Source organism: Agromyces rhizosphaerae, assembly GCF_027925245.1.
Lineage (GTDB): Bacteria > Actinomycetota > Actinomycetes > Actinomycetales > Microbacteriaceae > Agromyces > Agromyces rhizosphaerae.
Window position 1 is genome coordinate 2,501,932 of the sequence record NZ_BSDP01000001.1, and the last position, 14,153, is coordinate 2,516,084.

Here is a 14,153-nt window from a genome sequence, read left to right on the forward strand (position 1 = left end):
GAAGGGAACCAGGCGGTGCGGGCGGGCCGCTCAGGGACGTGCGGGATGCGTCTCGAGCGCGACGATGCCCGAGGCGGGGTTCTCGAGCGACAGGTGCACGACGCTGAAGCCCCCCGCGTCCATCTGCGCGGCGTCGTCCGCGTAGGTGCCGATGGGGGTGCCCGTGGCGAGCGCGATCTCGCGCATGATCTGCGGGAGCACGGGCCGGTGGCTGCAGATGACGGCGGGCTTGCGCGCACGCACGCGCTTGCCGATGACGCGGCGCACGTTCGCCGTTCCCGCCTCCCACGCGTCCTGGCTGAGGTCGTCGCTGCGCTTGATGTCGATGCCCGCGTCGGCCGCGAGCGGGGCGATCGTGGTCACGCACCTCGTGGCGGGGCTCGACACGATCCGGGCCGGGGCCCAGGCCCGCAGGGTGGGCGCCAGCGCGGCGGCCTGCGCGATCCCGCGCGTGACCAGCGGCCTGGTCGAGTCGTCCTTCTTGCCCCACCCGCTGCGCGAGCGCGCCTTGGCGTGCCGCAGCACGATGAGCGGCACGGTGCTCGTGACGCCGTCGTCGACGAGCGCGGTGAACCGGTCGAGCAGCGCGACGTCGGCCTCGTAGCTCAGGTAACCCCGTGCGCGCTTGAGCGTGACCCACTCGAGCGCCGCGATCTCGCCGTTCGGCACGAACGTCGAGGTCCGCAGGGCCGCGTCCGAGACCTCGGCCGCCCAGTAGTGCACGACCTTCTCGCGGCCGTTCGGCATCGTGTAGCGGATGTCGCCGAGGGGGACGCCCAGCGCGATCGACAGGCCCGTCTCCTCCTTGATCTCGCGCACCGCGGTCTGCGGAAGGCTCTCGCCGGGATCGACCTTCCCCTTGGGGATCGTGACGTCGCCGTGCTGCGTGCGGTGCACGACGAGCACGTGGATGCGCCCGTCGATCCATCGCCAGCACACGGCGCCGGCCGCGTAGACGGCGGCCGCGCTCACCGTCGCGTTCCCGTGCGGGTGCGCTGGCCGATCTGCTGCATGAGCCAGTTCTGCAGGTCCTCGAGCGGGCCCCCGTCGGCGTCGGTCGAGTGCCGGGTCCAGACGCCGTCGGCGCCGAGCCACCACGACGAGGTGCCGTCGTCCATGGCCTTGTCGAAGTTCGCGCCGACCTCGGCGATGTGCCCGCGGTCGGTGAGGCGCACGAGCGCCTCCACGCGTCGGTCGAGGTTGCGGTGCATCATGTCGGCGCTGCCGATGAAGACCTCCGGCTCGCCGTCGTTGTGGAACGAGAAGATGCGCGAGTGCTCGAGGTAGCGCCCCAGCACCGAGCGCACGCGGATGTGCTCGCTCATGCCGGGCACGCCGGGCTTCAGGCTGCAGATGCCGCGCACCCACACCTCGACCGGCACCCCGGCGTTCGAGGCGCGGTAGAGCGCGTCGATGATCGCCTCATCGACCATCGAGTTGACCTTGATGCGGATGCCGCTGGGCTTGCCGGCCTCCGCGTTGCGCGCCTCCTGGGCGATGCGCTTGAGTAGTCCCTTCCGCAGGTGCAGCGGCGCGACGAGCAGGCGCTTGAACTTCTTCTCGATCGCGTAGCCGGAGAGCTCGTTGAACAGCCGGGTCAGGTCCTTGCCGACCTGGCCGTCGGCCGTGAACAGCCCCATGTCCTCGTACAGCCGGCTCGTCTTCGGGTTGTAGTTGCCGGTGCCGATGTGGCTGTAGTGGCGAAGCTCGCCCTTCTCCTGCCGGATCACGAGGGCGAGCTTGCAGTGCGTCTTCAGCCCGACGAGCCCGTAGACCACGTGCACGCCCGCCTTCTCGAGCTTGCGCGCCCAGGTGATGTTCGCGGCCTCGTCGAAGCGGGCCTTGATCTCGACGAGCGCGAGCACCTGCTTGCCCGCCTCGGCCGCGTCGATGAGCGCCTCGATGATCGGGCTGTCGCCCGAGGTGCGGTAGAGCGTCTGCTTGATCGCGAGCACGTCGGGATCGGCCGCGGCCTGCTCGAGGAAGGACTGCACGCTGGTCGCGAACGACTCGTACGGGTGGTGCACGAGCACGTCGCGCCGGTCGATCGCCGAGAACACATCGGCGTCGAGGTTCGACTCCGACGGCCGCAGCTGCAGCGCGGTCGTGGGCACGTGCGGCGGGTAGTGCAGGTCGGGCCGGTCGATCTTGGCGATGTCGAACAGACCGCCGAGGTCGAGCGGCGCGGGCAGGCGGTACACCTCCTGCTCGGTCACGTCGAGCTCGCGCACGAGCAGGCCGAGCGTCACGTCGTCCATGTCGTCGGTGATCTCGAGGCGGATGGGCGGACCGAACCGTCGGCGCAGGAGCTCCTTCTCGAGCGCCTTGATCAGGTTCTCGGTCTCGTCCTCCTCGATCTCCACGTCCTCGTTGCGGGTGACGCGGAAGACGTGGTGGTCGAGCACGTCCATTCCCGGGAACAGGTCCGACAGGTGGTGCGCGATGAGCGACTCCAGCGAGATGTACCGCGCGTCGTCCACGGTCTCGGCGTCGCTCACCTTGATGTAGCGGGGCAGCATCTGCGGCACCTTCACGCGCGCGAACTCCTGACGGCCGGTGCGGCTGTTCCGCACGCGCACCGAGAGGTTCAGCGAGAGCCCCGAGATGTAGGGGAACGGATGCGCCGGGTCGACCGCCAGCGGCATGAGCACCGGGAAGATCTGCGCGGCGAAGTAGTCGTCGAGGCGCTCCTGCTCGTCCTCGCCGAGGTCGTGCCAGCCCACGATGCGCACACCCGCCTCCGCGAGCGCGGGCCGCACGAGGTCCTGGTAGGCGCGCGCGTGCCGCTCCTGCAGCTCGTGGGCCGCCTGGGAGATGTCGCTCAGCACGTCGGCGGGTGCACGGCCGACGTTGGTCGGCACCGCCAGTCCCGTCGCGATGCGGCGCTTGAGGCCCGCGACCCGCACCATGAAGAACTCGTCGAGGTTCGAGGCGAAGATGGCGAGGAAGTTGGCGCGCTCCAGCACCGGCAGCGACGGATCCTCGGCGAGCTCCAGCACGCGCTGGTTGAACGCCAGCCAGCTCAGTTCGCGATCGAGGTAGCGCGCGTCCGGGAGCTCGGGCGCCCCGGCGATGTCGAGCGGCTCGAAGTCGTCGTCGAAGTCGCTGCTGGTCCGCTCTTCGCTCTCGGTGAGGGTGGCGTCGGCGTTCATCCCCTCATCATGCCACCGGCGTCGCGGGCGTTCGAGGGGCGGGCGTGAACGCCGGGTTACGCCTCGGACGGGTGGCGGGGCGTCGGTCAGCTCGCGGTGACCGGGAGGTCGCGCTCGTCCTCCTCGTGCACGTTGAACCGGTAGCCGACGTTGCGCACGGTGCCGATGAGGCCCTCGAGGTCGCCGAGCTTCGCGCGGAGGCGCCGCACGTGCACGTCGACCGTGCGGGTGCCGCCGAAGTAGTCGTAGCCCCAGACCTCGCTGAGCAGCTGCTCGCGGGTGAAGACGCGCGACGGGTGTGCCGCGAGGAAGCGCAGGAGCTCGAACTCCTTGTAGGTGAGGTCGAGCGGCTTGCCGTGCACCTTCGCCGAGTAGCTCGCCTCGTCGATGACCACACCGGACGTCTGGATGCGCTCGGACGCGGGGGCGGTCGCGGCGCGGCCGATCGTGAGCCGCACGCGGGCGTCGACCTCGGCCGGTCCCGCGGACTCGAGGATCACGTCGTCGACGCCCCAGTCGGGGCTCACCGCCGTCAGCCCGCCCTCGGTCACGACGAGGATGAGCGGCACGCTGAGCCCGGTCGTGCGCAGGATCTGGCAGAGGGCCTTGGCGCCGGCGAGGTTCGAGCGCGCGTCGACGAACACGAGATCCGAGTCGGGCGCGCGCACGAGCTGGTCGGGCGACGCCGGGATGACGCGGATGCGATGCGTGAGGAGGGCGAGCGCGGGGAGCACGTCGTTGTCGGCGGCCGACGTCAAGATCAACAGCTGCGCCACGCAGACCCTCCAGTTGTAAGGTCCGGCAATACTATCGTGACCTCGGGGGACCGATTGACGCCGGGCCCGGGGGGAGTGTGGACGACATGGACGAACGCGCGGCGGACCGGCTGTGGTGGACGAGCGTGGTGCCGGTGTGGGCCGCGGCCCTCGTGGCATCCGCACTGGTGCTCGTGCTCGGGCCCGAGCAGCCGGTCGCGTGGCTGTCGGTGAGCCTCGGCGCGTGCGTGGTGCTCGCGTTCGGCCTGCAGCTCGCGACCCGCACGCCGGCCGGCTACCTCGCTCGCGCGCGCGACAGCCTCGGGGGAGCGGTCGTCATCATCGGGGCCGCAGTGCTCGTGCAGGTCCTCCTCACCCCGTTGAGCGGCTAGACTCACGCGCATGGAATCCTCCCTCGTCGCCCTCGAACTCGTGTTCCTCGGACTGCTCGGCCTCGCCAGCGTGTCCATCGCGTGGATCAGCGGCGTGGTCGTCTACAAGCTGTTCACGGGGCAGCGCTAGCACGATGCTCGAGATCCCCGCCGACCTGCCGGCGGAACTCGTCCCGCTCTCCTGGCTCATCGGCACGTGGGAGGGCACGGGAGTCATCGACTACCGGGTCGGCGACGACACGGTCACCCACGAGTTCGGCCAGCGCGTGCAGTTCGCCCACGACGGTCAGCCCGTGCTGCAGTACTCGTCGGTCGCCTGGCTGCTGGACGCCCCCGAGGGCACCGCTCGCGAGCTCCCCTCGGAGCTGGGCTACTGGCGCCTCGCCCGGCCGCTCGCCGACGGCGACGCCGGACCGGGCATGCTGCCCGCGACCTCGGACGCGGCGTTCGGCGACGCCGAGGCCGTCGAGACGCTGCGCAACGACGCCGGTGCGTTCGACCTGCAGGTGCAGCTCGTGCACCCCGACGGCGTCGGCGAGCTCTACCTCGGGCAGGTGGCCGGCCCCCGCATCGACCTCGCGACCGACGCGGTCGTGCGCGCCGAGGGCGCCAAGCCGTACTCGGCCGCGACCCGCCTGTACGGGCTCGTCGAGGGCCACCTGCTCTGGGCGTGGGACATCGCCGCGCTCGGCCAGGACCTGCGCACGCACGCCTCGGCCAGACTCGCGAAGGTCGCCTGATGGCCGACTCGCCGCTGCTCGCCGTGCCCGGCGCCGTGCCCGCCGAGGGCGTGGACGCCGGCGTGCCCGCGCACTACGGCAACCCGATCGTCGAGCAGCGCGACCTCGAGCGCGGGCTCGCGCTCGTCGACTGCTCCGGCCGCGGCGTCGTGCGCGTCGAGGGCCCCGACCGGCTGAGCTGGCTCGACTCGATGGCCAGCCAGTCGCTCGCGCGGCTCGCGCCCGGCGAGTCGGCCGAGGCGCTGTTCCTCGACGCGGGCGGCCACGTCGAGCACGCCGTGCACGTGCTCGACGACGGCGTCGCGACCTGGCTCGTCGCCGAGGGCGGCGACGCCGACGCGCTCGGCTCGTGGCTCGACCGCATGCGCTTCATGCTGCGCGTCGAGGTGTCGGTGCGCACCGACGAGTTCGCCGTGCTCGGCACGGCCGCCGAGGATCCGGCCGCGCTGCTGCCCGACGGCGTGACCGCGGCGGCGCCGAACGACGTGCCGCTCGTCTGGCGCGACCCGTGGTCGCACGTGGCGGCCGGCGGCTACCAGTACGCGACCGACCCCGAGCACCCCGCCGCCGAGTGGCGCTGGAGCGAGGTGCTCGTGCCGCGCGACGCGCTGCGCGCGCTCGCCGCGGCCGCCCGGACCGGCTCGGTGCGCATGGCCGGCTCGCTCGCCGCCGAGGCGCTGCGCATCGCCGCGTGGCGCCCGCGCTTCGCGACCGAGGTCGACGACCGCTCGCTGCCGCACGAGCTCGACTGGCTGCGCACCGCGGTGCACCTGTCGAAGGGCTGCTACCGCGGCCAGGAGACCGTGGCGAAGGTGCACAACCTCGGCCGTCCGCCCCGGCGGCTGGTGATGCTGCACCTCGACGGCTCCGACACCGTGCTGCCCGCGCACGGCGAGGTCGTCTCGGCGATCAAGCAGCTGCCCGAGGGCGAGCAGGAGCGGCGCGCGGTGGGCACCATCACCGCGAGCGGGCTGCACCACGAGCTCGGCCCCATCGCGCTGGCCGTCGTCAAGCGCGCGGTGCCCGACGACATCGCGCTCATCGTCGAGTCGCACGACATCGACGTCGCCGCGTCGCAGGTCGCGGTCGTGCCCTCGGGCGCGGGCGCCGCGGTGGAGGTGCCGCGACTGCCGAGGCTCGGCGCCCGGCGGTGAACCTCCGCGGCCTCGCGCGCACGGTCGACGTGCGGCGCATGGTCGACGCGGCCCCGGCCGTGCTCCAGATCACGGTCACGGCGGTCGCCGCCTACGCCTTCGCGTCGATCGTGCTGGGCCACGAGCGGCCCCTGATCGCCGCGATCGTGGTGATCTCCTCGCTCGGCTTCGTGCGCGACGCCAGGCCCGTCCGGGTGCTCGAGACCGTGATCGGCATGACGCTCGGCATCGCGCTCGCCGAGGTGCTGCTGATCGTCGCCGGCCAGGGCATCCCGCAGTACGCGCTCGCGCTCGCCGTCACGATGCTCGTCGCGCGCCTCGTCTCGCCGTCGGCGGCCTTCGCGGTCGCGGCCGCGCTGCAGTGCACGCTCGTCATGCTGATGCCGCTGCCCGAGGGCGGGCCGTTCACGCGCACCCTCGACGGCCTGGTGGCGGGCGCGTTCGCGCTCCTTGCCACCGCGATCATCCCGCGAGACCCGCGCCGGACCGCCGCACGGGAGGGCCGCAGGCTCGTGCACGAGCACGTCGCGGTGCTGCGGGCCTTCGCCGACGCCATGCGTTCGGGCGATGCGGATGCCGCGGATCGGGCGCTCTCACGCGCGAGGTCGACCCAGCCCGTGGTCGACGCGTGGACCGCGGCCGTGGACTCGGGCGTCGCGATCGCCCGCATCTCGCCGTTCGGCCGGCGGAGCCGCTACGACCTCGACCGCCAGCGCACCATGCTCACGGGCCTCGAGCTCGCCACGCGCAACCTGCGGGTCGCCTCGCGCCGCACCGCGTTCGCGCTGCGCGACGGCGCGCCGCGGCCCGAGCTCGCCGAACTGTTCACGCGCACGTCCGTCGCGGTCGGGCTGCTCGCCGACGCGATGGGCGACGTCGAGCAGCTGCCCGTGGCCAGGCAGGCCGCGATCGAGATCGCCAAGCACCTCGATCCGGAGCGCATCGTGCCCGCGGCGGGCTCGGTCGCCGACCGCAACGTCGTGCACGCGCTGCGCCCCTACCTCGTGGACGTGCTCACGGCGACCGGGCTCGACGTGGCCGACGCGCGGGACGCGCTCGCCCTGCTCTGAACGCGGGTCCGGGGCATCCGCCCGCCCGTCCGTGCCGGGCTCAGCCCGGTGCGACCGCCGACCAGGCCACCGTGACCTCGCCGAGCCGCCAGCGTCGCACGCCGCCCTCGACCGGCCAGCCGTCGTCGCGCAGCGTGGTCACGGTGCGGATCCAGCGCTGGGACGGCCCGTACACCGACAGGGGAGCGTGCACCCGCCACGCGCGGTCGAGCGCGGCCAGGAACTCGTGCACGCGCTCGCCCGGCACGTTGCGGTGGATGAGCGCCTTCGGCAGCCGCTCGGCCACGACCGACGGCGCCTCGAGGCCGGCGAGCCGCAGCGCGACCGTGAACGTCCTCGGACCGCCTGGGTCGAGGCCGACCCAGGACGCGATGCGCCCGAGCTCGTCGCACGTGCCCTCGACGAGCAGCCCGCCCGGTGCGAGCCGCCCCGTGAGCATCGCCCAGGCGTCTGCCACCTCCGACTCGTCGTACTGCCGCAGCACGTTGCAGGCGCGGATCACGCACGGCGCGCGGCCTCCGGGCACCGGCACCTCGAACCCGCCGAGGGCGAACGAGACGGATGCGGCGGGGTCGAACGCCGTGCCCCCGGCGCGCACCTCCTCGAGTTGCGCGCGGGCGCGCGCAACTCGCGCGGGGTCGATCTCGAGCCCGAGCACCTCGACGTCGTCGCGCACCGCCGCGAGCCCTCGATGCAGCTCGAGCGGCGTCACCGCGCTCGCGCCGTAGCCGAGGTCGACGACCAGCGGATCCGTGGCGCGCCGCAGCGCCGGCTGCGCCGCGATCCAGCGGTCGAATCGGCGCAGCCGGTTGGCGTTCGTCGTCCCTCGCGTGATCGAGCCCACCGGCATGCGCCCCAGTCTGCCAGCGCTCGCGCGACCTGCCCTCGGCGCTAGTCTGGGGGCATGCCAGCTCCCTACACGCTCGTGCTGCTGCGGCACGGCAACAGCGAATGGAACCAGAAGAACCTCTTCACGGGGTGGGTCGACGTCGGGCTGACCGACATCGGCAAGGCCGAGTCCGAGCGCGCGGGCGAGCTGCTCGCCGAGCAGGGCGTGCTCCCCGACGTGGTGCACACCTCGGTGCTGAAGCGTGCGATCGTCACCGCGAACATCGCGCTCGAGCAGGCCGACCGCCTCTGGATCGACGTGAAGCGCTCGTGGCGGCTCAACGAGCGCCACTACGGCGCGCTGCAGGGCCTCGACAAGGCCGAGACGCTCGAGAAGTACGGCGAGGAGCAGTTCATGCAGTGGCGCCGCTCGTTCGACGTGCCGCCGCCCCCCATCGACGACGACGATGAGTGGTCGCAGGTGGGCGACGCGCGCTATGCAGGCCTCGCCGACGACGAGCTGCCCCGCACGGAGTGCCTGAAGGACGTCATCGCCCGCATGATGCCGTACTGGGAGGGTCCGCTCGCCGACGACCTCCGCGCAGGGAAGACGGTGCTGGTCGCCGCGCACGGCAACTCGCTCCGCGCGCTCGTGAAGCACCTCGACGGCATCTCCGACGACGACATCGCCGGCCTCAACATCCCCACCGGCATCCCGCTGGTGTACACGCTGGGCGAGGACCTCATGCCCCTGAAGCCGGCCGAGTACCTCGACCCCGAGGCCGCCGCCGCAGGTGCCGCGGCGGTCGCGGCGCAGGGCAAGAAGTAGCCGCACGAGACGGGTACGACGAAGGGCGACGGATGCGGCTGCATCCGTCGCCCTTCGCACTTCCCCCTGCGGAAGTCCCTCCGGTGTGCCCGACTACGCGTCGGACGTGCGATCGACGTCCCAGTCGCCCGTCGCCAGGTACTGCACCTTCTTGGCGATCGAGACGGCGTGGTCGCCGAACCTCTCGTGGTAGCGGCTCGCGAGCGTGGCGTCGACGGTGGAGGCCGTCTCGCCGCTCCAGGTCTCGCCCAGCACCTTCTCGAACACGCTGAGGTGGAGCGCGTCGAGCTCGTCGTCCTGGTCGCGGATGGCCTCGGCGATCTCGACGTCCTGCGTGCGGAGCATCTCGACCAGCTTGCGCGCCAGCTCGACGTCGATGCGGCCCATCTCGGAGAAGGTCGGGCGCAGCGACTTCGGCACCACCTTGTCGGGGAACCGGTAGCGGGCGAGCTGGGCGATGTGCCGTGCGATGTCGCCCATGCGCTCGAGCGAGGCGCTCACCCGGAGCGCGCTCACCGTGATGCGCAGGTCGCGCGCGACGGGCTGCTGCCGGGCGAGGATCATGATCGCGAGCTCGTCGAGCTGGTTGGCCGCCTCGTCGATGATGGGGTCGCTCGCGATGACCTCCTCGGCGAGCGCGACGTTCGACTCGTTGAACGCGGAGGTCGCCTTCTCGATCGATTCGGCCACGCGTTCCGCGATCTCGACCAGGCGATCCTGGACGTCACGCATCTCCTGCTGGAAGACTTCGCGCATGCTTCGACATCCCTCTTCTCGGGTTTCGTGATTCGGGCGGGGCATACCGCGCTCGCCCCCGACATGCTCGCCGCCGGAGGTGAACGGGAGGTGCCGGAACCCTGAACAGACTCTAAAGTAGCGCCGTCGGGGCTCCCGCGTGCAAGCCGGCCGATTCGGGGTCAGTACGCTGAGGTCCATGGAGTCCACCTGGCTGGTGCTCGCCGCCCTCGGCGTGGGCAGCGTGATCGGGGCGGCGTTCGTGGTCGTCTTCCTGATCGCCGAGCGGCGGGGATCGTCGGCAGCCAAGGTGGTCAACCCCACGATCCCGGAGGGCATCGACGAGATGCTCGACGCACTCGAGACCGCCGGCGTCGTCCTCGACCCGTCCAACAACGTGCTGAAGGCCTCGCCGGGTGCGCTCGCGATGGGCCTCGTGTGGGACCGAGCGCTCGTGCACACGGAACTGGTGTCGCTCGTCGACCAGGTGCGGCGCACCGGCGAGGCGACGACCCGCGAGGTGCGCCTCGTGCGCGGTCCGATCGGCGACACGACGCTCCTCCTGCGGGTGCGGGCCGCGCGGCTCGGCCCGCGCTACGTCATGCTGCTGGCCGAGGACCGCACCGAGGCGAACCGGCTCGACGACGTGCGGCGCGACTTCGTGGCGAACATCAGCCACGAGCTGAAGACCCCGATCGCGTCGGTCACCCTGCTCGCGGAGGCGCTCGACCACGCCGCCGACGATCCCGATCGCGTGCGTCGGTTCGCGCAGCGGCTCACCGAGGAGTCGGCCCGCCTCGGGCGCATCACCAACGAGATCATCGAGCTCTCCCGCCTGCAGGCGCACGAGGCGATCGAGGGTGCCGAGCGCATCGAGATCGACGCGCTCGTGCGCCAGGCCGTCGACCAGAACCGCGTGATCGCGGCCTCGAAGCGCGTCGACATCGCGATCAAGGCGAAGTCGAAGGCCGCCGTCTACGGCGACGAGGCGCTGCTCCGCGTCGCGGTGCACAACCTCATCGCGAACGCGCTCACCTACTCGCACGAGGGGTCGCGCGTCGGCATCGGCGTGTACCGCTCCGCCGACGGCGTCGTCGAGATCGCCGTCACCGACCAGGGCATCGGCATCGCCGAGGCCGACCTCGACCGCGTGTTCGAGCGGTTCTACCGCGTCGACCAGGCGCGCGCACGGGACACCGGCGGCTCCGGGCTCGGGCTCGCCATCGTCAAGCACACCGTGCAGAACCACGGCGGCGACGTGCGCGTCTGGTCGCAGCCGGGCCGCGGCTCCACCTTCACCATCCGCCTGCCGGAGGCGGCGGCCGAACCGACTCCCGAACCCGAACCATCACCTGCCGCGGACAGCCGTCCGCGCACACCCGAGGAGACACGCAAGTGACACGCATCCTGCTCGTCGAGGACGAGGTCGCCCTGAGCGAGCCGCTGAGCTACCTGCTCGAGCGCGAGGGCTACGAGGTGGAGGTCGCCGGCGACGGCGCCGACGCCGTCACGGCCTTCGACCGCGCCGGCGCCGACCTGGTGCTGCTCGACCTCATGCTGCCCGGGCTGCCCGGCACCGAGGTGTGCCGCGAGCTGCGCGCGCGCTCGGGCGTGCCGATCATCATGCTCACGGCGAAGGACTCGGAGGTGGACATCGTCGTCGGGCTCGAGCTCGGTGCCGACGACTACGTCACCAAGCCCTACTCGACGCGCGAGCTGCTCGCGCGCATCCGCGCCGTGCTCCGCCGCCGTGTCGACGACGAGGACCTCGACGACCGCGTGCTCGAGGCCGGGCGGGTTCGCATGGACGTCGAGCGCCACACGGTCGCGGTGGACGGCGACGAGATCTCCATGCCGCTCAAGGAATTCGAGCTGCTCGAGCTGCTCATGCGCAACGCCGGTCGCGTGCTCACGCGCGGTCAGCTGATCGACCGCGTGTGGGGGTCGGACTACTTCGGGGACACCAAGACCCTCGACGTGCACATCAAGCGCATCCGCTCGAAGATCGAGCACACGCCGTCGGAGCCGGTGATGCTCGTGACCGTGCGGGGGCTCGGCTACCGGTTCGAGGCGTAGCCGGGCCGGCCGGACGCGGGTGCCGCGCGGCGCCCGCCGGTCACGGCACGTATTCGGCGTACTCCGGCAGCCCGCCGTCGAGCACGGGAGCCTGGACCTGCACGCCCGGCTCGCCGCCGTACTGCAGGTAGATCGGCATGAGCGAGCCCGGGTCGGTGTCGATGCCCGAGAGCAGGTACGGCTCGATCTGCTCCTCGGTCTCGACGTCGCCGGTGCCGAAGACGACGGTGGAGCCGCCCTCGATCGGGACGATCTCGGTGGTGCCGCCGTCGGCGTACTGCACCGACAGCTCGACGTCGTCGCCGCCGCGGTTGACGACGGTCATGAGCAGGTTGCCCGACTCCCCGTCGTCCGAGACGACCAGGATGTTGCGGATGGCGAGGTCGCCCACGTCCGCGCTCACGCCGTCGCTGGCGTCGTAGCGCTCCGTGGTGGCCTGATAGGTGATCATCGAGCATCCCGTGCCCGCGAGTGCGATGCCGAGGGCAAGGGCGACGGATGCCGCGAGACGCGCCTTCACTGAACCTCCAAGTCCGGGGTGCACGCGCATCACGCGCGCGCGGTTGAAATCGGTCAGAGTCTAGCCGATGGCACCCGCCGGGCCCGGTCGCGGGCCTCGCGCACACGCGCGCGGAGGTGGCGGGGCGAACCCTAGCACGGGGGTGCTGTGGTATCCTGAACGTTGCCGAAAGGACATATATTCATGCTTTTTGAGGTCGGCGAGACTGTCGTCTATCCCCACCACGGAGCCGCAACGATCACCGAGGTGAAGAAGAGGATCATCAAGGGTGAAGAGAAGCTCTACCTCAAGCTGAACGTCACGCAGGGCGACCTGGTCATCGAGGTCCCCGCTGAGAACGTCGACCTGGTCGGCGTCCGCGACGTGATCGGCAAGGAAGGCCTCGACAAGGTCTTCGAGGTGCTTCGCGCCCCGTTCACCGAGGAGCCCACCAACTGGTCGCGCCGGTACAAGGCGAACCTGGAGAAGCTCGCGTCGGGCGACGTGATCAAGGTCTCCGAGGTCGTGCGCGACCTCTGGCGTCGCGACCAGGACCGCGGCCTCTCGGCGGGCGAGAAGCGCATGCTCGCGAAGGCGCGCCAGATCCTCATCTCGGAGCTCGCGCTCGCGGAGAAGACCGACGAGGAGCAGGCGTCGACCGTCCTCGACGAGGTCCTCGCCTCCTGAGCACCCGGGCGTGAGCCCTGCGCGCCGATCTCCCGCACGGCGGGCGATACGCTCGTGACGTGATCGAGCGCACCGCCACCGTCGGAGTCGTCGTCGTCGCCGCAGGCAGCGGCACGCGCCTCGGGGCCGACGCGCCCAAGGCGTTCGTGCCGCTCGGCACGGGCACGATCCTCGGGCGTTCGCTCCATGCCGTGCTCGGCATGAGGGAGCCGGCGCACGTCGTCGTCGTCGCACCCGCCTCGCACGTCGAGCGTGCGCGCGACATCTGCGCGGGCGTGCTCGGCGACGCGATCCCGGCGCACGTGGTCGCGGGCGGTGAGACCAGGCAGGCGTCGGTCACGGCCGGCCTCGCCGCGCTGCCGGCCGCCGTCGGCACCGTGCTGGTGCACGACGCCGCACGACCGTTCACGCCCAGCGCGGTCTTCGACGAGGTCGTCGCCGCGGTCCGCGCGCGCGACTGCGGGGTCATCCCGGTGCTCGACGTGATCGACACGATCAAGCGCGTCGACGGGCGGAGCGTGCTCGAGACCGTCGACCGGTCGGAACTGGCCGCCGTGCAGACGCCGCAGGGCTTCCCCCGCGCGGCGCTCGAGCGGGCGTACGCCGAGGCGCGCCGGGAGCACACCGACGACGCCGCCCTCGTGGCATCCGCCGGGCTCGAGGTCGAGGTCGTGCCGGGGGACGCGCGTTCGTTCAAGATCACCGTGCCTGCCGACCTGCGCCGGGCCGAGCAACTGGTCGCCCCGGGTGCGCCCGCCTGGCGGGTGGGGCAGGGCGTCGACGTGCACGCGTTCGGCGACGACGGCGACGAGCTGTGGCTGGCCGGACTGCACTGGCCGGGGGAGCGCGGCCTCTCGGGCCACAGCGACGGGGACGCCGCGGCGCACGCGATCTGCGATGCGCTGCTGTCCGCCGCCGGGCTCGGCGACATCGGCGGCATGTTCGGCACCGACGACCCGCGGCTCGCGGGCGCGCACGGCGAGGTGTTCCTCGCCGAGACGGTGCGCCGCCTCGACGCCGCGGGCTGGCGCGTCGCCAACGTCGCCGTGCAGGTCGTCGGCAATCGCCCCAAGCTCGCCCCGCGCCGCGTCGAGGCCGAGCGCGTGCTCTCCGAGGCGGTCGGCGCGCCCGTGAGCGTCTCGGCGACCACGACCGACCGGCTCGGCTTCACGGGTCGCGGCGAGGGCGTCGCGGCGATCGCGACCGCGCTGGTCGCGCCACGGTGATGCGGGGCGC

15 protein-coding genes are annotated in these 14,153 nt (G+C 72.1%); 9 read left to right on the plus strand and 6 right to left on the minus strand.

All coding sequences use genetic code 11. The features are described from left to right. Positions 1-30: 30 nt before the first annotated feature. The 3 genes from QMG39_RS11765 to QMG39_RS11775 form a co-directional block, all read right to left on the minus strand. Entirely contained in the window at positions 31-972 is a 942-nt protein-coding gene (locus QMG39_RS11765; RefSeq protein WP_281885192.1) for an NUDIX hydrolase, read from the minus strand. Continuing rightward, a complete protein-coding gene (locus tag QMG39_RS11770) occupies positions 969-3,152 on the minus strand; it encodes an RNA degradosome polyphosphate kinase (protein WP_281885194.1) in 2,184 nt (727 codons plus the stop codon). The genes QMG39_RS11765 and QMG39_RS11770 overlap by 4 nt, the downstream gene beginning before the upstream one ends. Positions 3,153-3,238: 86 nt before the next feature. After that, complete coding sequence (locus QMG39_RS11775; RefSeq protein WP_281885196.1) at positions 3,239-3,928, minus strand: response regulator transcription factor; 690 nt, start codon at positions 3,926-3,928, stop codon at positions 3,239-3,241. Between the two features lie 86 nt (positions 3,929-4,014). On the opposite strand from QMG39_RS11775, the gene QMG39_RS11780 reads away from it, so the two are divergent. From QMG39_RS11780 to QMG39_RS11795, 4 genes are all read left to right on the plus strand, one after another. Continuing rightward, positions 4,015-4,299: a hypothetical protein gene (locus tag QMG39_RS11780; RefSeq protein WP_281885198.1), complete on the plus strand. Its 285-nt coding sequence runs from the start codon at positions 4,015-4,017 to the stop codon at positions 4,297-4,299. Positions 4,300-4,433: 134 nt separating this feature from the next. Then, positions 4,434-5,039, plus strand: coding sequence for a nitrobindin family protein (locus tag QMG39_RS11785; RefSeq protein WP_281885200.1), 606 nt, complete (start codon positions 4,434-4,436; stop codon positions 5,037-5,039). After that, positions 5,039-6,193, plus strand: a complete 1,155-nt coding sequence (ygfZ, locus tag QMG39_RS11790) for a CAF17-like 4Fe-4S cluster assembly/insertion protein YgfZ (protein WP_281885202.1) — start codon at positions 5,039-5,041, stop codon at positions 6,191-6,193. Before QMG39_RS11785 ends, ygfZ begins: the two co-directional genes overlap by 1 nt. Continuing rightward, positions 6,190-7,263: an FUSC family protein gene (locus tag QMG39_RS11795; RefSeq protein WP_281885203.1), complete on the plus strand. Its 1,074-nt coding sequence runs from the start codon at positions 6,190-6,192 to the stop codon at positions 7,261-7,263. Before ygfZ ends, QMG39_RS11795 begins: the two co-directional genes overlap by 4 nt. 40 nt (positions 7,264-7,303) lie before the next feature. On the opposite strand, the gene QMG39_RS11800 is transcribed toward QMG39_RS11795, so the two are convergent. After that, positions 7,304-8,113 carry a class I SAM-dependent methyltransferase gene (locus QMG39_RS11800; RefSeq protein WP_281885205.1) on the minus strand — a complete coding sequence of 270 codons (810 nt, stop codon included), beginning with the start codon at positions 8,111-8,113 and terminating at the stop codon, positions 7,304-7,306. A gap of 54 nt (positions 8,114-8,167) precedes the next feature. On the opposite strand from QMG39_RS11800, the gene QMG39_RS11805 reads away from it, so the two are divergent. After that, the gene (locus tag QMG39_RS11805; protein ID WP_281885207.1) at positions 8,168-8,920 is read left to right on the plus strand and encodes a phosphoglyceromutase; all 753 of its coding nucleotides are present in this window, start codon (positions 8,168-8,170) and stop codon (positions 8,918-8,920) included. 93 nt (positions 8,921-9,013) lie between these two features. On the opposite strand, the gene phoU is transcribed toward QMG39_RS11805, so the two are convergent. Next, positions 9,014-9,676: a phosphate signaling complex protein PhoU gene (phoU, locus tag QMG39_RS11810; RefSeq protein ID WP_281885209.1), complete on the minus strand. Its 663-nt coding sequence runs from the start codon at positions 9,674-9,676 to the stop codon at positions 9,014-9,016. A 178-nt stretch (positions 9,677-9,854) separates the two neighbouring features. Between phoU and QMG39_RS11815 the strand changes: the two genes are divergently transcribed. Both QMG39_RS11815 and QMG39_RS11820 read left to right on the plus strand, forming a co-directional pair. Further along, on the plus strand, positions 9,855-11,054 hold the full coding sequence (locus QMG39_RS11815; protein ID WP_281885211.1) for a sensor histidine kinase: 1,200 nt from the start codon (positions 9,855-9,857) through the stop codon (positions 11,052-11,054). Next, positions 11,051-11,731 (plus strand): winged helix-turn-helix domain-containing protein, encoded by a 681-nt coding sequence (locus QMG39_RS11820; RefSeq protein WP_281885213.1) that lies wholly within the window; start codon positions 11,051-11,053, stop codon positions 11,729-11,731. Before QMG39_RS11815 ends, QMG39_RS11820 begins: the two co-directional genes overlap by 4 nt. 40 nt (positions 11,732-11,771) lie before the next feature. Here the strand turns inward: QMG39_RS11820 and QMG39_RS11825 are convergent, their stop codons facing one another. Continuing rightward, entirely contained in the window at positions 11,772-12,251 is a 480-nt protein-coding gene (locus tag QMG39_RS11825) for a hypothetical protein (protein ID WP_281885214.1), read from the minus strand. Positions 12,252-12,434: 183 nt separating this feature from the next. Between QMG39_RS11825 and QMG39_RS11830 the strand changes: the two genes are divergently transcribed. Both QMG39_RS11830 and ispD read left to right on the plus strand, forming a co-directional pair. Then, a complete protein-coding gene (locus tag QMG39_RS11830) occupies positions 12,435-12,917 on the plus strand; it encodes a CarD family transcriptional regulator (RefSeq protein ID WP_056734541.1) in 483 nt (160 codons plus the stop codon). 59 nt (positions 12,918-12,976) lie between these two features. Continuing rightward, the gene (ispD, locus tag QMG39_RS11835) at positions 12,977-14,143 is read left to right on the plus strand and encodes a 2-C-methyl-D-erythritol 4-phosphate cytidylyltransferase (protein WP_281885218.1); all 1,167 of its coding nucleotides are present in this window, start codon (positions 12,977-12,979) and stop codon (positions 14,141-14,143) included. The last annotated feature ends 10 nt before the right edge of the window (positions 14,144-14,153 follow it).

What these genes read in the sequence shown, in the direction of transcription:
- QMG39_RS11770 (WP_281885194.1), bottom strand. Translation starts at nt 3,152, where the DNA reads ATGAACGCCGACGCCACCCTCACCGAGAGCGAAGAGCGGACCAGCAGC.
- QMG39_RS11780 (WP_281885198.1), top strand. Translation starts at nt 4,015, where the DNA reads ATGGACGAACGCGCGGCGGACCGGCTGTGGTGGACGAGCGTGGTGCCG.
- QMG39_RS11785 (WP_281885200.1), top strand. Translation starts at nt 4,434, where the DNA reads ATGCTCGAGATCCCCGCCGACCTGCCGGCGGAACTCGTCCCGCTCTCC.
- ygfZ (WP_281885202.1), top strand. Translation starts at nt 5,039, where the DNA reads ATGGCCGACTCGCCGCTGCTCGCCGTGCCCGGCGCCGTGCCCGCCGAG.
- QMG39_RS11800 (WP_281885205.1), bottom strand. Translation starts at nt 8,113, where the DNA reads ATGCCGGTGGGCTCGATCACGCGAGGGACGACGAACGCCAACCGGCTG.
- QMG39_RS11805 (WP_281885207.1), top strand. Translation starts at nt 8,168, where the DNA reads ATGCCAGCTCCCTACACGCTCGTGCTGCTGCGGCACGGCAACAGCGAA.
- phoU (WP_281885209.1), bottom strand. Translation starts at nt 9,676, where the DNA reads ATGCGCGAAGTCTTCCAGCAGGAGATGCGTGACGTCCAGGATCGCCTG.
- QMG39_RS11815 (WP_281885211.1), top strand. Translation starts at nt 9,855, where the DNA reads ATGGAGTCCACCTGGCTGGTGCTCGCCGCCCTCGGCGTGGGCAGCGTG.
- QMG39_RS11830 (WP_056734541.1), top strand. Translation starts at nt 12,435, where the DNA reads ATGCTTTTTGAGGTCGGCGAGACTGTCGTCTATCCCCACCACGGAGCC.